The 20910-nt window shown below is 70.2% G+C and carries 17 protein-coding genes; 8 read left to right on the top strand and 9 right to left on the bottom strand.

Annotated elements, in window-relative coordinates:
- Window positions 1-13: 13 nt before the first annotated feature.
- From ACQYVW_RS00500 to ACQYVW_RS00480, 5 genes are all read left to right on the top strand, one after another.
- Entirely contained in the window at window positions 14-1048 is a 1035-nt protein-coding gene (locus ACQYVW_RS00500; protein WP_434933079.1) for an agmatine deiminase family protein, read from the top strand.
- Window positions 1049-1115: 67 nt separating this feature from the next.
- Window positions 1116-2018 (top strand): carbon-nitrogen hydrolase, encoded by a 903-nt coding sequence (locus ACQYVW_RS00495; RefSeq protein WP_434945679.1) that lies wholly within the window; start codon window positions 1116-1118, stop codon window positions 2016-2018.
- 71 nt (window positions 2019-2089) lie between these two features.
- Window positions 2090-2704: a TetR/AcrR family transcriptional regulator gene (locus tag ACQYVW_RS00490; RefSeq protein WP_434933077.1), complete on the top strand. Its 615-nt coding sequence runs from the start codon at window positions 2090-2092 to the stop codon at window positions 2702-2704.
- 159 nt (window positions 2705-2863) lie between these two features.
- The gene (locus ACQYVW_RS00485) at window positions 2864-3778 is read left to right on the top strand and encodes an alpha/beta fold hydrolase (protein WP_434945678.1); all 915 of its coding nucleotides are present in this window, start codon (window positions 2864-2866) and stop codon (window positions 3776-3778) included.
- Between the two features lie 120 nt (window positions 3779-3898).
- Window positions 3899-5110: a TraB/GumN family protein gene (locus ACQYVW_RS00480; RefSeq protein ID WP_434945677.1), complete on the top strand. Its 1212-nt coding sequence runs from the start codon at window positions 3899-3901 to the stop codon at window positions 5108-5110.
- Between the two features lie 9 nt (window positions 5111-5119).
- Here the strand turns inward: ACQYVW_RS00480 and ACQYVW_RS00475 are convergent, their stop codons facing one another.
- The 4 genes from ACQYVW_RS00475 to ACQYVW_RS00460 form a co-directional block, all read right to left on the bottom strand.
- Window positions 5120-5833 (bottom strand): CPBP family intramembrane glutamic endopeptidase, BDIM_20840 family, encoded by a 714-nt coding sequence (locus ACQYVW_RS00475; RefSeq protein WP_434933074.1) that lies wholly within the window; start codon window positions 5831-5833, stop codon window positions 5120-5122.
- Window positions 5834-6057: 224 nt separating this feature from the next.
- A complete protein-coding gene (locus ACQYVW_RS00470) occupies window positions 6058-9135 on the bottom strand; it encodes an efflux RND transporter permease subunit (RefSeq protein WP_434945676.1) in 3078 nt (1025 codons plus the stop codon).
- Window positions 9136-9139: 4 nt separating this feature from the next.
- Window positions 9140-12619 (bottom strand): efflux RND transporter permease subunit, encoded by a 3480-nt coding sequence (locus ACQYVW_RS00465; protein ID WP_434945675.1) that lies wholly within the window; start codon window positions 12617-12619, stop codon window positions 9140-9142.
- Window positions 12619-13776: an efflux RND transporter periplasmic adaptor subunit gene (locus ACQYVW_RS00460; protein WP_434945674.1), complete on the bottom strand. Its 1158-nt coding sequence runs from the start codon at window positions 13774-13776 to the stop codon at window positions 12619-12621. The genes ACQYVW_RS00465 and ACQYVW_RS00460 overlap by 1 nt, the downstream gene beginning before the upstream one ends.
- Before the next feature lie 308 nt (window positions 13777-14084).
- On the opposite strand from ACQYVW_RS00460, the gene ACQYVW_RS00455 reads away from it, so the two are divergent.
- Both ACQYVW_RS00455 and ACQYVW_RS00450 read left to right on the top strand, forming a co-directional pair.
- A complete protein-coding gene (locus ACQYVW_RS00455) occupies window positions 14085-14528 on the top strand; it encodes a c-type cytochrome (protein ID WP_434945673.1) in 444 nt (147 codons plus the stop codon).
- The gene (locus tag ACQYVW_RS00450) at window positions 14525-14962 is read left to right on the top strand and encodes a c-type cytochrome (protein WP_434945672.1); all 438 of its coding nucleotides are present in this window, start codon (window positions 14525-14527) and stop codon (window positions 14960-14962) included. The genes ACQYVW_RS00455 and ACQYVW_RS00450 overlap by 4 nt, the downstream gene beginning before the upstream one ends.
- 447 nt (window positions 14963-15409) lie before the next feature.
- Here the strand turns inward: ACQYVW_RS00450 and ACQYVW_RS00445 are convergent, their stop codons facing one another.
- A complete protein-coding gene (locus ACQYVW_RS00445) occupies window positions 15410-17062 on the bottom strand; it encodes a hypothetical protein (RefSeq protein ID WP_434945671.1) in 1653 nt (550 codons plus the stop codon).
- A 15-nt stretch (window positions 17063-17077) separates the two neighbouring features.
- Entirely contained in the window at window positions 17078-17671 is a 594-nt protein-coding gene (locus ACQYVW_RS00440) for an NfuA family Fe-S biogenesis protein (RefSeq protein ID WP_434934288.1), read from the bottom strand.
- A 125-nt stretch (window positions 17672-17796) separates the two neighbouring features.
- On the opposite strand from ACQYVW_RS00440, the gene ACQYVW_RS00435 reads away from it, so the two are divergent.
- Entirely contained in the window at window positions 17797-18138 is a 342-nt protein-coding gene (locus ACQYVW_RS00435; RefSeq protein ID WP_434934289.1) for a 4a-hydroxytetrahydrobiopterin dehydratase, read from the top strand.
- A gap of 33 nt (window positions 18139-18171) precedes the next feature.
- Here ACQYVW_RS00435 and ACQYVW_RS00430 read toward each other — a convergent pair whose 3' ends face one another.
- From ACQYVW_RS00430 to ACQYVW_RS00420, 3 genes are all read right to left on the bottom strand, one after another.
- Window positions 18172-19425 (bottom strand): glutamate-5-semialdehyde dehydrogenase, encoded by a 1254-nt coding sequence (locus ACQYVW_RS00430; protein WP_434946241.1) that lies wholly within the window; start codon window positions 19423-19425, stop codon window positions 18172-18174.
- A 95-nt stretch (window positions 19426-19520) separates the two neighbouring features.
- Window positions 19521-20708, bottom strand: a complete 1188-nt coding sequence (gene proB / locus ACQYVW_RS00425; RefSeq protein WP_434945670.1) for a glutamate 5-kinase — start codon at window positions 20706-20708, stop codon at window positions 19521-19523.
- Entirely contained in the window at window positions 20665-20898 is a 234-nt protein-coding gene (locus ACQYVW_RS00420; RefSeq protein ID WP_434946240.1) for a YciI family protein, read from the bottom strand. Before ACQYVW_RS00420 ends, proB begins: the two co-directional genes overlap by 44 nt.
- Window positions 20899-20910: the final 12 nt, after the last annotated feature.

The following is a 20910-nucleotide window of genomic DNA, read 5'->3' as shown; positions in this document are numbered from 1 at the left end:
AGCCCGAGCCGAGATGACCCAACCGTCAGTGCGTTTCCCCGCGGAGTGGGAGCCCCAGTCCGCGATCCTGTTGGCATGGCCGAACGCCGACACCGACTGGGCCGACCGGCTCGCTGAGGTCGAGGACACCTACATCGCGCTGGTCGCGGCCATCACCCGCTTCCAGCCCGCGATCGTGTGCGTGGCCGATGCCGACGTGGAGGCCTATGCCCGCGCGCGGCTGTCCTCCGCCCGTGTGGACATGGAGCGGGTGCGCTTCGTCGAGGTGCCCTACGACGACACGTGGCTGCGCGACTCCGGCCCCATCACCCTGCGCGAAGGCGACGGCTTCCGGCTGCTGGATTTCCGCTTCACCGGCTGGGGCGGCAAGTTCGAGGCGCAGCAGGACGACCAGCTGGTGGAACGGCTGCACGACCTTGGAATCTTCTCCAACAGTTCCCGGCAATCGATTGATTTCGCACTGGAAGGTGGCGCCATCGAGACCGATGGCGCAGGCACGCTGCTGAGCACCTGGACCTGTCTGGGCGAGCGCCATCCTGGCGTCACGCCCGATGAACTGGGTGACCGCCTCGCCGGCTGGCTGGCCCAGGACCGGGTGCTGTGGCTGCAGCATGGCCAGCTCGAGGGCGACGACACCGACGCCCATATTGATACCCTGGCGCGCTTCGCGGCGCCCGACGCCATCGTCTACCAGGGCTGCGACGACCCGTCCGATGCCCATTACCCCGGCCTCCAGGCCATGGCTGCCGAGCTGGCCGCGCTGCGTACGACGCAGGGCCAGCCGTATCGGCTGTTCGCCCTGCCCTGGCCGGCACCGGTGCTGGACGCAGGGCGCCGGCTGGCGGCCTCCTACGCCAACTTCCTCATCGTCAACGGCGCGGTGCTGATGCCGGCCTACGGCGACGCCGCCGATGCCGCAGCGGCGGCGGTACTGCGGGAGGCATTTCCGGAGCGCGAGATCGTGCCGGTCCCCTGCCGCCCGCTGATCTGGCAGAACGGCAGCCTGCACTGCGTGACCATGCAACTGCCTGCGGGCCTGGCCGCCTGAGGGAGCGGCGCCTGCGGCGTCCGCCGCGTTCCCGCGGCGGACACGGCGCAAGGCCTACAATGCGCGCATGAACAAGCGCATTCTTCCCGTCGCCCTGGTCCAGGAACGCAATCACGGCGACGCCGACGCCAACCTCGCCGTCATCACCGAGCGCGTGGCCGAGGCCGCCCGCCGGGGCGCGCGGCTGGTCCTGCTGCAGGAACTGCACAACGGCTGCTACTTCTGCCAGCACGAGTCCGTCGACGAGTTCGACCTGGCCGAACCCATCCCCGGACCCAGCACCGAGCGCCTGGGCGCCCTCGCCCGCGAACACGGGGTGGTGCTGGTGTCGTCGCTGTTCGAGCGGCGCGCGGCCGGGCTTTATCACAACACCGCGGTTGTGTTCGAGAAGGACGGCAACATCGCGGGCAAGTACCGCAAGATGCACATCCCGGACGATCCTGGCTTCTACGAGAAGTTCTATTTCACCCCCGGAGACCTCGGCTTCCAGCCGATCGACACCTCGGTGGGGCGCCTGGGCGTGCTGGTGTGCTGGGACCAGTGGTACCCGGAAGGCGCGCGCCTGATGGCATTGGCCGGCGCGGAGCTGCTGCTCTATCCCACCGCCATCGGCTGGGACCCGACCGACACCCAGGCCGAGAAGACCCGCCAGCGCGATGCCTGGATCCTCAGCCATCGCGGCCACGCGGTCGCCAACGGCCTGCCGGTGCTGTCGTGCAACCGTGTCGGCCACGAGCCCTCGCCGCTGGCAGCCGATGGCCCCGTGGGCGCCGGCGGCATCGACTTCTGGGGCAACAGCCACGTGCTGGGGCCGCAGGGCGAGTTCCTGGCCGAGGCGGGGACGGACTCGACCATCCTCATGGCCGAGGTGGACCTGCAGCGCAGCGAGCATGTGCGGCGCATCTGGCCGTTCCTGCGCGACCGCCGGATCGACGCCTACGACGGCCTGCTCAAGCGCTACCTCGACTAACCGGGCGGTTCACATCCCGCGCCAAGGCTGGGGTACTTGCCCGAAACGAACGGTCGTGCTTTTATCGCGGCATGCGCACAGCAGCCGTCTCCAAGGGGGCCAGCACGCGTGAGGCCATCCTCGCGCGTTCGTATTCACTGGCGTGCGTGAACGGCCTCGAGGGGCTGACCATCGGCATCGTCGCCGAGCAGGTGGGCATGTCGAAGAGCGGGGTGTTCGCGCACTTCGGTTCCCGCGAGGAACTGCAGCTGGCCACTCTGGAACGGGCTGGCGAACTGTTCATCCAGTTCGTCCTGCTGCCGTCGCTGAAAGAGAGTCGGGGGCTACCTCGGCTGCGCGCCATCTTCGCCCGCTGGTCCGTGTGGGTCCGGCATGAGCATGATGGCGGCTGCCTGTTCCTGGCCGCGGCGACCGAGTACGACGACCGGCCTGGCGCGATCCGAGAAAGGCTGCTGCGGCTCGAAGCGGCTTGGCGCGAACAGCTGGCCCACGCCGTACAGCTGGCGATCGACACCGGCGAACTCGAACCCGGTACCGACCCCGCGCAGTTCGCATTCGAGATGTACGCGCTGGCCCTGGCGATCCATCACGACGCGGGGCTGACCGGCTACGACGAGGCGGCCGTGCGCGGCGAGCGCGCATTCGAACGCCTGATCCGCGGCTACCAGACTCCTTCCGTTTCCTGACCGCCCGCGAGGCCCGACATGGATTTCGTACCGCCTGAAAATAGCACGATCGTTCGTTCTGAAATCGAGGTGCCCGCACGTCGGGATACCGCCGCGGGGCCACCGGATCGACCTGCTGGCGTTCCCGAGGCCACCTGGCTCGCCCGCGATTGGCGCCTGGTGCTGCTGCGCACCGGCATGCGCGCGCTTTCGCGGCTCGCGCCCGGCCAGGCCCTCGCCCTGTTCGACCGCCTGTGGTTCACGCCGCCACGGACGCAGCCGCGTGGCGAGGGCATGCGTTGGCTCGCGCGCGGCCGCGCGCTCGATGTGCGCGTGCATGGCCACCCGCTGCAAGCCTGGTCCTGGGGCAGCGGGCCGACCGTGTTGCTGGTGCATGGCTGGGGCGGAAACGCCGGCCAGATGCGGGCGGCCGGAGAGGCATTGCTCGCGCGGGGCATGCGCGTGGTCGCCTTCGACGCACCCGCCCATGGCGTCTCGGGCCCCAGCCGGTTCGGCGGTCGCCGGGTGAGCATGATCGAGATCGCCGACGCGCTGCGCGTGGTGGCCGCGGCCGTGGGTCCGGTCGCCGGACTGGTTGCCCACTCGGGCGGCTGCACAGCCACCGCACTGGCCTTGCGCGACGGCTGGGCCGGTCCGGCGCGGATCGCGTTCCTCGCCCCGTTTGCGCTGCCGTCGATGGCGACCGGCCCGTTCGCAGGCGCGATCGGCGCCAGCGCCGCGGTGACCGCCGCCTTCCGTCTCCACGTCGAGCGCCGGCTCGGTCGCCCTTGGACGGATTTCGACATCCCCTCCCTGCCCCGCCTTCGCGCACTGCCGCCGCTGCTGCTCGTGCACGACCGCGAGGACCCGGAGGTGCCCTGGACCCACGGCGAAGCGGTGGCGCGGGCCTGGCCAGGCGCCCGCCTGGCGAGCGTGCGCGGCCTCGGACATCGACGGCTGCTGCGTGACGCGCGGGTGCTGTCGCAGGTCGCGGACTTCATTGGCGGACGGCAGGTCGCGCGGACCACTCCGGCCGCGGCGCGGGGCGAACTGGACGAGGCCTTCGCCACATGCGGACTGGACACGCCGCGCTGATCGAGGCGCGCAGCGCTTTTCCGTCCGCGCGCGAGGCTCTACCCTGTCGCACCCGACACCGTGCCGGCGCCACGAGCCCTCGTCGCGACAACGGCCCGGCCCTCCCCTTCGGACCAGTCCTTGAACGCACCCGACCATCCCGCCGCCGACTGGCGGTCGCAGCCCCACGCCTTCGTCGAACGCGACGGCGTGCGCTATACCCTGCTCGGCACCGCCCACGTGTCCCGCGCCAGCGTGGCCGCCGTGCGCGAGGCGATCGCCAGCGGCGGTTTCGATGCAGTCGCGGTCGAACTGGACGAGCAGCGCCTCGCGGCCGTCACCGATCCCGACGCGCTCGCGCGGCTGGATCTGGTCAAGGTGTTGCGCGAGGGCAAGACGCCGTTGTTCGCCGCCAACCTGGCCCTGGCCAGCTACCAGCGTCGCCTGGCCGAACAGCTCGACATCGAGCCCGGCGCCGAACTGAAGGCCGCGGTGGAGGACGCGCGCGCGCGCGGAACGCCGGTGCACCTGATCGACCGCGATGTCGGCCTGACATTCCGACGCGCCCTGCAGCGGCTGGGCTGGTGGCAGCGGGCCAAGCTGAGCGGTGGCCTGGTCGCAGGCCTGGTGGTGGACGAGGACGTCGCCGAACACGACATCGAGAAACTCAAGCAGGGCGACATGCTGCAGGCGAGCCTCAGCGAGTTCGCCGAGCAGACGCCCGAACTGTACGAGGCGCTGATCGCCGAACGCGACCGCTACATGGCCGCGCGGCTGCGCGAAACCGCGGGCGGGGCGCGCGAGGTGCTGGCCGTGGTCGGCGCCGGACACCTGGACGGCCTGGCCCGACATCTGCGCGACGAGAACGGGGCGCCGACCGACATCACCGCAGCGCTCGAAACGGTGAAGCCGAAGTCGAAGCTGCCGGTCATGGAACTGTGCATCGCCGCGTTCCTGCTCGGCGGCTTCGCCTGGGGCTTCGCCGCGGGCGGCTTCGACGTGGGGACCGACCTGCTGCTGTACTGGGTGCTGTGGACCGGCGGGCTTGGCGCGCTGGGGTGCCTGGTGGCCGGCGGCCATCCGCTCAGCATCCTCGGCGCGTTCCTCTCTTCGCCGTTCACGCCGCTGCATCCCGCACTGGCTTCGGGCACCGTCAGCGCGCTGATCGAGGCCTGGCTGCGCAAACCCACCTACGCCGATTTCATGGCCCTGCGCGAGGACGTGAACACCGTGCGCGGCTGGTGGCGCAACCGGGTGGCGCGCGTGCTGGTCAACTTCTTCCTCACCTCGCTGGGAACGGCCATCGGCGTGTGGACCGGCGGCGCACGGATGCTGGCGCGGCTGTTCGCCTGAGCCGCGCCCTCAGAACAGGGTGAACGCGCCGTTCGCGACGTTGTGCGCCAGCACCGGCAGCAGCAGACTGCCGGTCCGCGCGCGAAACCAGACCAGCAGCACGGCGGGTCCTGCGGTCAGCGCCATCGCCAGCGGATCGAACGACAGCCCGCCGTCGCGCCAGAACAGGGCGTGGCCCAGGCCGAACGCAACGCTGGTCAGCAGCCCGCCCCAGCCGATCCCGGCGAAGCGCGCGCGCGGCCCTTCGCCCAGTGCCTCGTTGAGCGCCAGCAGCAGCACCCCGCGGTAGAACAGTTCCTCTTCGATCCCGGGCATGGTCCACTGGAACGCGATCGTGTCGAGGTCAGCCGGGCCTTCGCCGTAGGCGTAGGCCATCGCGAAGATCGCGACCGCTAGCACGGCAAACACGATCCAGGCCGGCCGGGAACCCGGCGCCTGCGCCAGGCGCAACCCACAGCGTCGCAGCCCCAACCAGGGCAGCGCCGCGACCGCCAGCAGACCGGCCGTGGCGAGCAGCTTGCCGGTCCAGGCCCAGCTGCCCGGCAGCAGGTTGGGCACCAGCCCATAACCGCGCAGCACCAGCGCGTCTCGCAGCAGCATCAGCAGCAGCGCGCCCATGAGCCAGGCGGGGCGCAGCCTCACGCCAGGCGCCAGCGAGACCAGACCAGCCAGGAGCGCGACCACCGCCATGTGCACCGAAATCTCGACCAGCGCTGCCTGCATGTTCTCGTTCCACCAGGTTTTGGGAGGTGCCGTGCGGCACGACGACGCGACGGCCGGCGCTGCCCGTGACCGCCGCGCGTTGTGGGCGGCCTACGGCGCAACAGAGCCATCCGCGAAGGCGCCCGGCCCGGCGTCGCCCAGTCCTGCCCGTTCCGATCCGCGAAGCCGGCACGCAGGCCGGCCTCGCATCCAGTCGCGCCGTCCTACCCGGCGCCGCGTTGCGATTACATGTCCGTCGCCAGCGCCGCCGTCGCGCTGTCCGTCCTGCGCCCGCGCGCACGCCGCACCAGGCGCGATGTGCCATTGCGCAGATCGTCGAGCAGCGCATAGATCGTGGGCAGGAATAGCAGGCTGACCACGGTGGAGAACGCCAGGCCACCCGCGATCGCCCGTGCCATGGGGTGGTAGGGCGGCATGCCCTCGGCGGTGTCGGTGTTGAGCGCGATGGGGATCATCGCCAGGATCGCCGTGCCCATCGTCATCATGATCGGGCGCAGGCGCTCGCGGCTGCCTTCGACCAGCGCATCGGTGCGCGCCACGCCACGCCGGCGCAGATTGTTGATGTGCTCGATCATGACGATGCCGTTGTTCACCACCACGCCCATGAGCACCAGGATGCCGATCACCGCCATGATGTTCATCTCGGTGCCGGTGATCCAGAACAGCCAGTACACCCCGAAGATCGAGAACAGCACGCAGGACATGATCGCGGTCGGGAACAGCAGCGATTCGAACACCGCGGCCATGATCACCAGCATCAGCACCAGGGCGATCACGATCGCCTGCACCATCTGCTGCATGCCGTCGAAGTTGATGTTGAATCCCATGCCGGTGAAGGTGTAGCCGTAGCCAGGCGGGAACTGCATCCCGTCGAGCGTCGTCTCGATCGCCTTGCGCCCATCCTCCATGGACACGTCCTTCGCAAGCCCGGCCTCGATCCGCAGCATGGTCTGGCGGTTCATCCGCTGGATCGCCGTCGAGGCGGGATTGACCGCCACGTCGACCATCGCCAGCAGCGGCACCTCGGTGCCCCCGGGCGCGCGCACCATGAAGGTGGCCAAGTCCTCGAAGCCGTAGTTCTCGGAGCCCGCGAAGCGCACGTTGACCGGAATCTCGACGTCGTCGCGGTGGAAATCGCGCAGCGACGACCCGCGCAGCGCCATGCTGACGAACTGGGCCACCTCCTGCGCACTGAAGCCGTAGGCCGCGGCCCGCTCGCGGTCCACCCGCACCGACAGCTCTGTGTTGGCATCGCCGGTGTCCACCCGCACGTCGCGCAAGGCGGGGTTGCGGTTGAGCATCGGGACGATGTCGTCGGCCAGCTCCTCGAGCGCCTCGGTGGAATCGCCGACCAGGCTGAAGCGGATCCCCTGCCCTTCGCTGCCCATGCCTCCGGGCCAGCCGATACCGATGGTCGCCCGCGCGGACTTGGGCAGGCCTTCGCGCACCTGTTCCTCGATCTGCTTGGTCAGCTCGCGATCGTTGATATCCAGGAACAGCCGCGTGAACGCCCAGCCCTGTTCGCTGTAGCGGCTGTAGACCTTGTCGATCCGGAAGCGTTCGCGGTTGGCGTTGACGAAGTCCTCGACGCGCGCCACTTCCCGCCCCATCTCCTCCTTGGAATAGGCGCCCTTCCACTGGTAGTAGATGTTGATGGAGCTGTCGTCGCCGTCGTCGCCGCCGCCCTTGGTGTTCATCATCGGGTAGGTACTGACCAGCGAAATGGCGAGGATGCCCGCCACGCTCCAGCCCCGGTGATCGAGGGTCCAGCGCAGCAGCCGCGCATAGCGCTGCTGCATGCCGTTAATGAAGGGCGAGCGCAGCGCCGGCGGCGTCTTCATGCGCGCCGACAGCATGGGAATCAGGCTCACCGCCACCAGCCACGAGGCCAGCAGCGAGACCGAGATGGTCACCGCCAGCTGCGACAGGTAGATGGTGATGATGTTGTTCTCGCCGAACAGCATCGGCAGGAACACCACGCAGTGGCACAGCGTGCCGGCCGACAGGGCGATCGCGACATGACGAGTGCCGATGATCGAGGCCAGCGCGGGCTTGTCGGGGTACTTCTCGCGCTCCTGGTAGATGCTTTCCACCACGACCACCGCGTTGTCCACCAGCATGCCCACCGCCAGCAGCAGGCCCATCATCGAGATGATGTTGAGCGTGATCCCGGCGAAGTACATGAAACCCAGGGTCATGATGAAGCAGATCGGGATGGCGGCGGTCACCATCAGGGTCGATGGCCAATGCCGCAGGAACGCGTACAGCACGATCACCGACAGCGCCAGGCCGATGGCGCCCGCCTCGGCCAGGGCCAGCAGCGAACCGGTCACCGCCTCGCCCTGGTCGTCGGTGATCTCGAAGCCGATGCCGCGCATGGCCGGATCCTGCTCGAGGACGGCGACCTCTGCCCGCACCGCGCGCGATAGGTCCACGAGGTTGGCGGCGCGCTCCTTGTACACGTCCACCGCGACGCTGGGCTTGCCTTCCAGCTGGCGCACGTAGTTCATGCGCTGCGGCTGCAGGCTGACTTCGGCCACGTCCGACAGCCGGGTGCCGCGATTGCCGATGGGCAGATCGCGCAGGGCCTGCAGCTCCTGCAGTTCGCCGCGCGGCTGCACGCGCAGTCGCTGTCCGTCCTGGGTGATCTGTCCGGCCGACACCGAGAAGTTGGCCGCCTGCAGACGCTGCACCAGCTCGTTGAGCGCCACGCCGTGCGCGCTGAGCCGGTCCTTGTCGAGTGCGACCAGTACTTCCTGACGGGCCACGCCCTCCACCTCCACCCGCGCCACGCCGGGCAGCCGCTCCAGGCGCTGCTTGACGCTGCGTTCGATCAGGTCCGCGCGCGCGGTGAGGTCGTCGTCGCTGGTCAACCGCACGCTCATCGCCTCGCGGTCGCTGGTCGTCCAGCGCTGCACGAAGTAGCGACGGAAATCGTCGGGCAGCTGGTCGCGCACCGCGTCGATGCGCTCGCGCGCCTCCGAAGCCGCGATGGCGATATCGCGGTTCCAGTCGCTGAACTCGACCTGGATCTGGCCGCCCTCGGCGTTGGCGCGGGAGTTCATCGACTTGATGCCCGGCATCGTCGCCAGCGCCTCCTCCACCGGCCGCAGGATGTTGCGCTCGACCTCCTCGGGCGTGGACCCCGGATACGGCAGCGAGACGAAGAAGAACGGGATCGTCGCCTCCGGCTCCGCTTCCAGCGGCAACCGGAACGAGGCGATCAGGCCGATCGCCACCATCGAGACGAACAGCATGATGGTGGTGACCGGGCGGCGGATGGACAGCTCGGTGATGTTCATCGGCTCAGCTCCGCACGCCCGAGCCGTCGAGCGCGTCCTGCTCGTTGGCCAGCACCTGCGCCACCTGCCTGGCCGTGGCCTGGGCGCGGCGGCCGCGCTCGGCGTAGTACTCGTCGGGCTTGCGGTCGAGCAGGTCGTAGACCACGGGGATCACCACCAGGGTGAGCAAGGTGGAGACCAGCAGGCCGCCGATCACCGTGACCGCCATCGGCGAGCGCACTTCGGCGCCTTCGCCGAAGGCCAGCGCCAGCGGCATGAAGCCGAACACCGCGGTGAGCATGGTCATCATGATCGGTCGCAGGCGCGAGCGCGCGCCTTCCACCAGCGCATCGCGCTTGGCCATGCCGGCCTCGCGCAACTGGTTGACCTTGTCGATCAGGATGATCGCGTTCTTGACCACCAGGCCCACCAGCAGGATCAGGCCGATGAACACCACCACCGAGATCGGCGAACCGGTCAGCAGCAGCGCCGCGATCGCGCCGACCATCGCCAGCGGGATGGTGAACAGGATCACGAACGGGTGCAGCAGCGACTCGAACTGCGAGGCCATCACCAGGTACACCAGGAACACCGCCAGCGCGAAGGCGAACACCAGCGAGCGCACCGACTCGCCCAGTTCCTGTCCCTGGCCGCCAATGCGCATGTCGACATCCGGTCCCAGCGGATTGGCCGCCACCATCTGCTGCACCTCGGTGATCGCCGCACCCAGGTCGATGTCGCGCAGGTTGGCCGAGACCAGGGCCACGCGGCGCTGGTCGGCGCGATGGATCTCGCTGGGTCCGGTGGTCGACACCACGTCGGCGACCGAGCCGAGCTCGACCGGCGCGCCAGTGCCGGGATTGACGATCAGGCGCCGGATGTCGTCCACCGAAGAACGCTCCGATTCGCGCACCCGCACCAGCACGTCGATCTTGCGGTCGCGGAAGCTGTAGCGGGTGGCGACGTTGCCGCGCACCTTGTTGACCACCGCGTCGGCGATCTGCCGCGAGGTCAGGCCCAGCGCCGCGGCGCGGTCGTGGTCGAACACGATCTGGATCTCGGGATAGCCCTGCTCCACGGTCGACTTGACGTCGGCGTAGTGCGGGTTCTCGCGCAGCAAGCCGGCCAGGCGCACGCCGGCGACGCGGATCGCCTCCAGATCGCTGCCCTCGATCTCGATCTCCAGCGGTGGCGAAAGCGCGAACAGTTCGGGCCGGGCGAAGTCCACCTGCGCGGCGGGATGCTCGGCCATGGTGGCGCGCAGGCGGTCGGTCAGGGCCTGTTCGCGCGAGGTGTCGTCCATCACGACCGACAGCTTGCCGATGTTCTCGCCGCTCTCGGTGGGGCTGGCGTCCAGCCGCGTGCCGGTACCGGATACGCCGTACAGCAGACGCACGCCGTCCTCGTCGGCATGCTTGCGCTGGACGTCGCGGATCAATGCGTCGGTCTGCGCCAGGGGCGTGCCCGGCGGCAGCTTGGCGGTCATCTCGAACCGGTCCTGGGCCAGCTGCGGGATCAGGTCCATGCCCATGAACGGCAGCACCGCCATGGTGAGCGCGAAGGCGAGGACCGAGCCGGCCAGCACCGGCCATGGCCGCACCAGCGCACGCGGCAGCAGCCGCAGATAGGCGGCCTCCGCACGGTTGTAGGGCGCCATGGCGATGTCGCTGGCCTTGCCCATCACCGGCGACACCACCGCCACCAGTACCCGCCAGGCGCGGACCACCAGCCAGATCGCGCCGAAGGCCAGGCCGCGCACGGTCGCGCCGATGCCGCGGCCGGTCGCCGCCACGGGCTTCTTCCAGCGGCTGTCCGGCCGCCACTGCGGATGCGGCTCCTCCTCCGGGAACGCCAGCGGCGCGCGACCCTTGAGCGAACTCAGCATCGGGATCAGGGTCATCGACACCAGCAGCGACACCGCGATCGCGATCGAGACCGTCAGCGCCTGGTCGCGGAACAGCTGGCCGGCGATGCCCTCGACGAACACCAGCGGCAGGAACACCGCGATCGTGGTCAGGGTGGAGGCCACCACCGCCATGAACACCTCGCGCGTGCCCGAGATCGCGGCCTCCAGGATGCCCAGGCCGCGCTCGCGCGCCTTGGCCACCGATTCGAGCACCACGATCGAGTCGTCCACCACCAGGCCGGTCGCCAGGGCCAGGCCGCCGAGCGACATCAGGTTGAGGCTCAGCCCGAGCTGGCCCATGAAGAAGAAGGTGGCGATGATCGAGATCGGCAGGGACAGCGAGATGACGAAGGTGCTCCAGCCATCGCGCAGGAACAGGAAGATCAGCAGTACCGCCAGCAGGCCGCCCAGCACCGCGTCGAACTTGAGGTCGCTGATCGCGTGGCGGATGAAGACCGACTGGTCTTCGACCACGGTGAGTTCGATATCGCCGGGAAGCTCCTCGCGCACCTGCTTCAGGCGCGCCTCCAGTGCGTCGGCGGTGGACACGGTATTGGCGTCGCCTTCTTTGTAGACCGCCAGTTCGACCGCTTCGTTGCCGGCCGCGCGGATCACCGCCTCGCGCTCGCTGTAGCCCTGGCGCACCACGGCCACGTCCTTCAGCCGGACGGGCGACGCCCCGCCGCCGCCCGCATCGCTGCGCAGGGCGGCGATCACGTTGGGATCGCGACTGCCGAGGATGGCGGTCATCAGCTGCCGGTTCTCGCCGGTCGACGTCGCCCCCGCTCCATTGCCGCCCGCGGGATTGAGCAGCATCTCGCCCATCTGTTCGACGGTGGCGAACTGGTTGACGGTGCGCACCAGGTAGCGCTGCGAACCCTCTTCCAGGCGCCCGCCCGACAGGTTCACGTTCTCCTGCTGCAGCCGCTGGATCACCGTGTCGAGCGGGATGCCCAGCTGCGCCAGGCGGCGCTGGTCGATCTCGACCTGGATCTCGTCCTCGAGTCCGCCCCCGACCTTGACCGCCGCCACTCCGGACACCGGTTCGAGCTTGCGCTTCAGGTCGTCGTCGGCGTAGCGACGCAGTTCCATGAGGCTGCGCACGGCGTCGGCTTCGCTACCCGCCTCCTGCTTCGAGGACAGGGCCAGGCGCATGATGGGCTGGGTCGACGGATTGAAGCGCAGCAGCACCGGCGGCTTGGCCTCCAGCGGCAGCTGCAGCGTCTCCATCTTGTCGCGCACATCCAGGCCCGCCTGCTCCATGTCGGTGCCCCAGGCGAACTCGAGTACCACGTCGCTCTGCCCGGTGCGCGAGATCGACTTGAGCTTGCGCAGTCCCTTGACCACGCCCAGTGCTTCTTCGGCCGGTTGCGAGATCAGGGTCTCGACCTCGGTCGGTGCCGCGCCTTCGTAGTCGGTGCGCACGGTGAGCGTGGGGTAGCTCAGGTCCGGCAGCAGTTCGACCTTCAGGCCCGAGAGCGAAATCAGGCCGAACAGCACCAGGGTCAGCGTCATCATCGCGACCGTGACGCGACGCCGGGTCGAGAATTCGACGATGTCGAAGCCGCCAGCGCCGGGCGGCGGATCGTGGGGAGCCATCAGTCGGCTGCCTGCTTGGCGGCGTCACCGGCGTCCGCGGTCGCGGACTTGGCCCCGGCGTCAGCAGTCGCGGACTTGGCCGCCGCCGCATCTCCGAGCACCTGCACCGCCGTGCCTTCGCGCAGCGCCGCCTTGCCCGCGACCACCACCGCATCGCCTTCGGCCAGGCCCTTGCGCACCTCGACCCAACCGCCGTCGGAGTAGCCCAGCTGCAGCGGCACCCGCGTCGCCTTGCCCTCGCGCACCGCATACACCGCCGGTTCGCCACCATCCTCGAGCAGTGCGCGGCGCGGCACCACGAGCGCATCCTCGCGCTGGTCGTAGCGGATCGCCAGGCGGCTGAACATGCCCGCCTGCAGCTCGCCGCCGCCGGCGAAGCCGGCCACGACGCGGAACGTGCCGCTGCCGGTGTCGACCACCGGCGCCACGCGGTCCACCGTGCCGGTAAAGCGCTTGCCGGGCAGCGCATCCACGGTCAGCTCCACCGCCTGTCCGGCGCGCAGCTTGGCGATCTCGCGCTCGGGGACGTTGAGCGTGGCCTCCAGGCGCGCGGTGTCGACGATGCGGAAGATCGGCGAGTTGATCTGCACGAAATTGCCCGGCTTGATGTCGCGCGAGGCGATCACGCCGGAGATCGGCGCCACCACGTTGGCGTAGGACAGCTCGAGGTTGGCCAGCCGGTTCACCGCGCGGGCGTTCTCGAGGTCGTAGCGCAGCTGGTCGAGGTCGTTGGCGCTGACCATCTGCTGCGCCTCCAGTTGCTGTGCGCGCTTGAAGTTGGCTTCGAGCTTGCGCATCTGCGCTGCGCTCTGCGCGGCCTGCAGGCGCGAGCGATCCGGATCCAGGCGCACCAGCACCTGGCCGGCGCGGACCGTCTGTCCCTCCTCGACCAGGACCTCGAGCGCAACGCCGGAGGTCTTGGCTACCACCTGCGATTCGGCCCGCGGCTCCAGCGTGGCGGTGTTGCCGTAGCTCGCGGCGATCGCGCGCCGGGACACCTTTTCCACCTCCACCGGGATCGCATCCGGGCCCTTGTCTTCGGCCGGCTTGGCCTGCGCGTCGCCCCCGCCCTTGCAGCCTGCGAGCGTCAGGCAAGCGGTCAGGGCGGCGATTGCCAATGTGGGGCGCAGCCCCGGAAACGCGTGGTTCGTGGACATGGACGGACGTGACCCCTATGGTGTTGTAGCAAGGTATATCACCCGGGTAGCGGGCAGCATCCGCCGAAGGTCATGGTGACTCCCGGCGGCAACGCGGACTGGACGCTCGCAGGGATGCGGAAGTGACCGCCGCGGTTGCACGCGACCCTGGCTTTCGAGCGCGCGCGCATGCGGCGCTTCGGAACGTCGGCGCGGGCCACGCGTTAACAGCCCGTTGAGCGCAAGCTATACTGCGGCGATTGCGCGACGGCCGAGCCGTTGCCATCCGGTCCACCCAGCCATCAGCCACAGGATTGCGGAACCACTCCATGACGCGACCGTTGACGATCGCCGCCAGCCTCGCCGCCGTGCTCGTGCTGGCCTCGCTGCCGCACAGCGCCCAGGCGCAGGAAGCCACCTCCACCGCAGAGCAGGCCGCGCCTGCCGATGCCGCCCCCCCGACCCAGGCGGCTGCCGCGCCGGCGCAGCCGGCGGCTCCGACGACGCCGGCCGCACTGGCGGGAAATGCCGAGAGCGGGCGCATGCTGACCTATACCTGCCTGGGCTGCCACGGCATCGTCGGCTACCGCAACGTGTACCCGACCTACCACGTGCCCAAGATCGGCGGCCAGTCGGCGGTCTACCTCACCAACGCGCTGACCGAGTACCGGAAGGGCACCCGCAAGCACCCGACCATGGAGGCGCAGGCGCAGAGCTTTTCCGACCAGGACATCGCCGACATCGCCGCCTTCCTGTCGGAGCTGAAGCCATGAGTCTCGCGCGTATCGCCGGCCACGCCGGCCGCATCACCCTGCCTGTCCTGATCGCCCTGGCGCTGGTCGCCTGCGGTGGCGGTGGCGACGACGACGGCCTGGGCAGCCAGATGTCCTCCTCGGCCGGCCTGCCTGAAGGCCGCATCGCCGAGGGCGAGGCGCAGGCCAACGTGAAGGGCCAGGCCACCGGCCAGTCCTGCATCGATTGCCACGGCGCCGACGGCAACCAGCCGCTGGACGAGACCTATCCCAAGCTCGGCGGCCAGTATTACGACTACATCGAGCATGCGCTGGTCCAGTATCGCGACGGCCGTCGCGAGCACGCACTGATGTCGCAGCAGGCGGTCAACCTGACCGACCAGCAGATCGCGGACCTGTCGGCCTACTTCGCTTCGCGGCCGTCCGAGCTGCGCGACCTGCACGGCGCCCACTGATCCAGGCCGCAGGCCAGTGAACAAGCCCGCCGCGTGCGGGCTTTTTCATGTCTCTTTTCCGAAGTGGAGATTGGATGCAGGGGACAGCCTGTCTTCCCGTGTGAGCTGGCCACCTGCGCCTGTCGCGGCGTCGCTTTCCGCCCGGTCAGGACTCCTGTGCAGCTGTGTAAGCAGTCCGGGGCATTCGCGCGGACATGCGCCTGTGCCGCGCAAGACATCCATGCCTTGCCCGACCGCCCGCCGGCCGCCGGGACGCGGCCCGTCGTTGCCCGGACGGTGGGCCGTCCCGTACCCGTGTCAGCCAGGCGGCCAACCCCGGTGCAGCGAACCGGCCGCGGCTCACGCCGGCGACCGCGGCATTCGCGGCTCGCCTGGGCATCGCTGCACGCGTGACGCGAGGCCTCCGGCGACGGACGAGGATTGCACACCCCCGCCCCCTCGCACGCATCAGCTGCCCGGCGGCGGGCGCAGGCTGTCCTGGTCCTGCTGCAACTCGGGCTTGAAGGGCACGTCCGGCGGCTTGCGCGCCTCGGCTTCGATGTCGAGCATGTTCGGATCGGTGATACCGCAGGCGCCGCCGAGCATCAGCATCGCCACCGCGCACTTGATGCGCTTGCCCGTGCCCGGGATCGGAATCAGCACTTCCTTGATGCTGCGTCGGACCCATTCCTGGAGCAGGGTCTCGTGCGGCACCCAGAAGCGGTCGAACGCGGTCGGCTCGTAACCGATCGGCGGCCGCTTGAGCCAGGTGCCCATGCGGTCGATCTTCTCGTAGTCCTCGGTGATCGTGCCCGGGGGCAGGCCTCCGCCGACGGCGCCGGTATTGCCGGCCAGGCGCGGGCTGCCGTCCGCATTGAACAGCCCCGAGCCACTCCCGGCCTGCCCGCCAGGCACATTGCGATCGGAATCGCCCCAGTCGTCGCCGCGGCGCGGCGAGGGCAGCGCGCCCGGCGGCGCACGCGGCGCCGCGCCCGAACCGGTGGTGGACGCAGTGGTCGATGCGCCCTGCCCCGCCTCGCGGGTGCCGCCAGCGGCGGCCTGGCCCGCCGGCGTCTGTCCGCTGGCCGGGGCCGGGGAGGCGCTGCCACGTTCGGCCGTGGCCTCGGCGCTGGCCGTGCCCTGTGCAGGCGCGCGCAACTCGATCTCGCGCTGGGCGAGCGCGGGCCCGTCGCGACGCAGTTCCGGTGCGACGGGCGTCGGTTGCGGCCTGCGCAGCCGGACCTCGGCGACCGGCGCCGGCACGGCACGCTCGACGATCTCCACCTCGGGCTGGCGCACGTCGGGCACATCGATATCGCGCCGCGCGAGCGGCTGCACCTGCGGCGGCACCGCTTCAAGCGGGATCTCGGCTACCCGTACCTCCGGCGCCGGCGCATCCAGCTGCGGCGTCGCGGACGGCGTGGGCAAGGCGTCGAGACGCGGCGGCACCAGGACGAATTCGCTGTCGGGCTCGGCGGTTTCGGTGACCTCGAGCGGCTGCTCGGCCACCGGCGGCGGCACGACCTCGGGCGGGACCTCGGTCTCGGCCACCGAGGGTGGCGGCAGCGCCGGCGCGGCCTGAGGTGCGCTTGCGGCGGCAGCCGGTGCGGCAGCTGCGGGGGCGGCCGCCACCTGCGGCACCGGCACCTCCGCCTGCTGCGCACCGCCCCCCTCTTCCTCCGGCGTGCCTTCGCCGATGAATTCCACCTGGGTCACGTTCTCGCCCAGACGCTCGGCGTCCTCGCCCGGCGGGTTGGCCACCATCAGCAACAGCATCAGCTGCAGCCACAGCACGTGCAGCAGCAGGGACAGCGACATCGATGCCACGCGGGTGCGGCGGTCCGGCAGGGGCTGTTCGCGCCAGTCGTAGCGCCACAGCCGCAGAAAGGCCTGGAAACCGTTGAGCCGGCGGTAGCCACGGCGATATACCGGCGTGCGGACCAGCAGCACGGCCAGCACCGCGTCGACGGCGCGCGCGCTCTTGCGCGGCTGCGCGGGATCTTCGGTGAACCACTCCTTCCATCCCGGCGGAAACTCCCCGGCCGCCCTTGGCGGCCGGATCGAGCGTCCCTTGCGCAACTGGCGCTGGATCGCCTCGAGCAGTTCGCTGGAAGAGAACACCCGCGGCGCGTTCCGTTAGCCGTCGCCGCGCGGCATGTACGGCGCCGTGCCGGTCTCGTGGTCGGTGGCGTCGCGCACTGCGGTGACGCCCGGCACCTTGTCCATCAGGCTGCGCTCGATGCCGTTCTTCAGCGTCACATCCACCATGCCGCAGCCGTGGCAGCCGCCGCCGAAGCGCAGCACGACCACGCCGTCGGCAGTCACCTCCTGCAGCGAGACGTGCCCGCGATGGGACGCCAGCTGCGGATTGATCTCCGATTCGATCAGCCAGCGCACCTGTTCGACCATCGAGGCCGATTCCGGCGGCGCCTGGCCCTTGATCTTCGGCGCGCGGATCTGCAGCTGCCCGCCCGTGGCGCGGGTCTCGTAGTCGATGCGTGCGCCGTCCAGGAACGGGGCGCTGCCCGCGTCCAGCCACAGCGTGAAGCCTTCGCAGTCGATCGCCCACTCGTCGCCGCGCAGGTCGCCCGGTTCGGCGAATTCCAGCTGCACGTCGGCCTTGGACGTGCCTGCGTGCACGGCCGCAAGCCGCACGCCGAGCCCAGGCAGCGCCTCGCGTTCGATCAGCCTGCGGAAATGCGTCTGGGCGGTATCGGTGATCTCGATCATGGTCCTGTCCGTCTTTGCACGTATTCTAGGACAGCCCGGCGTTCCACCCGTTCATCGCGCCGCGGGAAGGGACTTTCGAACAAGGTCCGTTCATCCCGCGCCGCCCCGTCCCAGGAGATCCCGCCATGTCGGACCTCGTTCCGCTCGTCCAGGCCCACTGTATTCCGCGCCGCGGCGTCGGGCACCGCCTCGGGGAGGCCCGGGTGCGCGAGCTGCTGCCGGAGGTTCCCGGCTGGGAGCTGGCCGAGGAAGGCCGTGCGCTGACCCGCACCTTCCGGTTCGACGACTACTACCGGACGATGGCCTTCGTGAACGCGCTGGCCCATATCGCGCACCGTGAAGACCATCACCCCGACCTCGGCGTGCACTACGACCGCTGCGTGGTGCGTTTTTCCACCCACGACGTGGGCGGGCTGAGCGAGAACGACTTCATCTGCGCCGCCAAGGCCGACGCCCTGGCCGCGTGACGCCGCCGCCGACGCCGCGCGCCCGCGCGTCGATCAGCCGTGGAGGTTGCGGGTCTGGCCCTCTCCCCGGACCACGAAACGCTCGATCGTGAGCGCCTCCAGGCCCATCGGCCCATAGGCATGCAGGCGCGTGGTCGAAATGCCGATCTCGGCGCCGAGGCCGAGTTCGCCGCCGTCGCTGAAGCGCGACGAGGCATTGACCATCACCACCGCAGACCGCAGCTGCTCGACGAAGCGGCGCGCATTGGCCTCGTCGCGGGTGGCGATGACCTCGGTGTGGTCGGAACCGTGACGGCGGATATGGTCGATGGCCATCTCGATCGACTCGACCACGCGCAGGTTGATCGCCAGGTCGAGGTGTTCGGTGTCGAAATCCGCCTCCGAGGCCGCGGCCACGCCCTGGGCCAGGGCGCGTGAGGCGGCGTCGCCGCGCAGTTCCACGCCGCGCGCGCGCAGCGCCTCGACCGCCCGGGGCAGGAACGCGTCGGCCACGGCCGCATGGACCAGCAGCGTCTCGAGGGCGTTGCAGGCGCTCGGGCGCGATACCTTGCCGTCGACCAGCAGGCGCAGCGCGAGGTCCTGGTCCACGTCCGAATCCACGTAGAGATGGCAGACGCCCTTGTAGTGCTTGATCACCGGCACCCGGGCGTGCTCGGCCACGAAGCGGATCAGGCCTTCTCCACCGCGCGGGATGGCGAGGTCGACGATGTCGTTGAGCTGCAGCAGCGCGACCATGGTCTCGCGGCGCAGGTCCTGCACCAGGGTCAGGGCGGCGGCGGGTACTCGAGCCGCCTCGAGCGCGCGATGCAGGCTGGCCGCGATCGCGGTGTTGCAGCGGATCGCCTCGCTGCCGCCGCGCAGGATCACGCCGTTGCCGGCCTTCAGGCACAGCGCCGCGGCGTCGGCCGTCACGTTGGGACGGGCTTCGTAGATCATCGCCACCACGCCCAGCGGCATGCGCACGCGCTCGACCGAGATGCCGTTGGGCCGCGAGTCGCGTCGCGTGACCTGGCCCACCGGATCGGGCAGCGCGGCCACCTCGCGCAAGGCCTGCGCGATACCGGTCACCCGCGCCGGGTCCAGGCGCAGCCGGTCGAGCATCGCCCCGCCGACGCCCTTCGCGGATGCGGCTTCGAGGTCCTGCGCATTGGCCGCGAGGATCGCGTCGCGGTCGGCTTCCAGCGCGTCGGCCATCGCCCGCAGCATCGCGTCCTTGGCCGCGGTCGGCAGTGTCGCGAGTACCTGCGCGGCGTCTCGACACTGGAGGGCGAGCTGGCGGATGTCGATCATGGGGCGGGCTGCCGGGAGTGGGACGTTCGAGCCACGATGTTAATGCAGCGCCGCTGCATCGCGACCGACGGTTGCCGCCGCAACGGAGCGCGTCACACCAGCATCAGGTCGTCGCGATGGATGACCGTGCCGCCGTAGCTGTAGCCCAGCACCGATTCGATCTCGCGCGAATGGCGGCGCGCGATGCGGCGGATGTCGGCGGCCGAGTACTGGCTCACGCCTCGCGCCACGCGCTGCGTGCCGTCGCCGGTACGCAGCCGCACCTCGACCATGTCGCCGCGGCGGAAATCGCCGTCCGCCGTCAACACGCCGCCGGGCAGCAGCGAAGCTCCCTTTTCGACCAGGGCATTGGCCGCACCCTCGTCGATGACGATGCCGCCGGCTTCGGCCGGCGCGTTCTGCAGCCAGTGCTTGCGCACCGCCACGCGGCTGCGTAGCGCGTGGATGCGGGTACCGCGCAGGGTGTCGCGCGCCAGGCCTTCCAGCACCTCGGCGCGTGTGCCGTTGAACAGCACCGTGGACACGCCCGCGGCCGAAGCGCGCTGCGCAGCCTCGAGCTTGGTGCGCATGCCGCCGGTGCCGACCGCGCTGCCCGAACCGCCAGCTGCCGCCAGTAGCGCCGGCGTCATCTGGGACACCACTTCCACCGGCTGCGCATCGGGGTTGCGGCGCGGATCGGCGTCGTAGAGCCCGTCGATGTCGGTGGCGATGAACAGCACGTCGGCATCGACCAACGCAGCGACGATGGCGGCGAGGTTGTCGTTGTCGCCGAGCTTGAGCTCGTCGACCGAGACGGTGTCGTTCTCGTTGACCACCGGCACCGCGCGGTGGCGCAGCAGGGCCGACAGCGTGGCGCGCGCGTTGAGGTAGCGGCGGCGGTTGCGCAGGTCGTCGTGGGTCAGCAGGACCTGAGCCACCTGGCGGTCGAGCAGCCCCTGCCAGAAGCCGATCAGCCGGGCCTGGCCCAGAGCGGCCAGCGCCTGGCGTTCGGCCATTTCCGCGCCATCGTGCGGTTGTTCGCGCATGATCGCGCGCCCGGCGGCGACCGCGCCGGACGAGACCACCACCACCTGGCGGCCGGCTTGGTGGCAGGCGTTGACGAAGCCGGCGATCGCCTGCGCGTGGGCCGTCGACAGTCCTCCGCCGTTCGCCGCCAGCAGGCTGCTGCCCACCTTCAGCACGGCGCGCCGCCATGGCGGGAGGCGCTGCTCGGAGAAGACCGAGGCGCTCACGGGATCAACGCGCCAGCCATTCGTGCACGACCGCGTCGGAGGCGCCATGCACGACGAGCGGATCGCGGGCGACGATCGCCTCGGCCTCGGCCAGGCCGGCGAGCCCGCGCAGCAGGTAGGCCCCACCGCTGCGATCGGCGAAACCGCCGTTGAGTTCGAGCAGGCCCTGCGCACGCAGCTGATCGAGGAAGTCGAGGTGCGGGGCGACCAGGCGCTCGTCGAAGCCGGGCCGGCGCATCAGCACGACCAG

Source organism: Luteimonas campi (assembly GCF_051162505.1).
In the GTDB taxonomy this organism is placed as follows: Bacteria; Pseudomonadota; Gammaproteobacteria; order Xanthomonadales; family Xanthomonadaceae; genus Luteimonas.
The sequence above is the reverse complement of the archived record's forward strand: the minus strand, read 5'-3'. Positions and strand labels throughout refer to the sequence as shown.

What these genes read in the sequence shown, in the direction of transcription:
- ACQYVW_RS00470 (WP_434945676.1), bottom strand. Translation starts at nt 9,135, where the DNA reads ATGAACATCACCGAGCTGTCCATCCGCCGCCCGGTCACCACCATCATG.
- ACQYVW_RS00440 (WP_434934288.1), bottom strand. Translation starts at nt 17,671, where the DNA reads ATGATCGAGATCACCGATACCGCCCAGACGCATTTCCGCAGGCTGATC.
- proB (WP_434945670.1), bottom strand. Translation starts at nt 20,708, where the DNA reads ATGGCGCCTCCGACGCGGTCGTGCACGAATGGCTGGCGCGTTGATCCC.
- ACQYVW_RS00465 (WP_434945675.1), bottom strand. Translation starts at nt 12,619, where the DNA reads ATGGCTCCCCACGATCCGCCGCCCGGCGCTGGCGGCTTCGACATCGTC.
- ACQYVW_RS00475 (WP_434933074.1), bottom strand. Translation starts at nt 5,833, where the DNA reads ATGCAGGCAGCGCTGGTCGAGATTTCGGTGCACATGGCGGTGGTCGCG.
- ACQYVW_RS00450 (WP_434945672.1), top strand. Translation starts at nt 14,525, where the DNA reads ATGAGTCTCGCGCGTATCGCCGGCCACGCCGGCCGCATCACCCTGCCT.
- ACQYVW_RS00435 (WP_434934289.1), top strand. Translation starts at nt 17,797, where the DNA reads ATGTCGGACCTCGTTCCGCTCGTCCAGGCCCACTGTATTCCGCGCCGC.
- ACQYVW_RS00495 (WP_434945679.1), top strand. Translation starts at nt 1,116, where the DNA reads ATGAACAAGCGCATTCTTCCCGTCGCCCTGGTCCAGGAACGCAATCAC.
- ACQYVW_RS00460 (WP_434945674.1), bottom strand. Translation starts at nt 13,776, where the DNA reads ATGTCCACGAACCACGCGTTTCCGGGGCTGCGCCCCACATTGGCAATC.
- ACQYVW_RS00500 (WP_434933079.1), top strand. Translation starts at nt 14, where the DNA reads ATGACCCAACCGTCAGTGCGTTTCCCCGCGGAGTGGGAGCCCCAGTCC.
- ACQYVW_RS00420 (WP_434946240.1), bottom strand. Translation starts at nt 20,898, where the DNA reads ATGCGCCGGCCCGGCTTCGACGAGCGCCTGGTCGCCCCGCACCTCGAC.
- ACQYVW_RS00490 (WP_434933077.1), top strand. Translation starts at nt 2,090, where the DNA reads ATGCGCACAGCAGCCGTCTCCAAGGGGGCCAGCACGCGTGAGGCCATC.
- ACQYVW_RS00455 (WP_434945673.1), top strand. Translation starts at nt 14,085, where the DNA reads ATGACGCGACCGTTGACGATCGCCGCCAGCCTCGCCGCCGTGCTCGTG.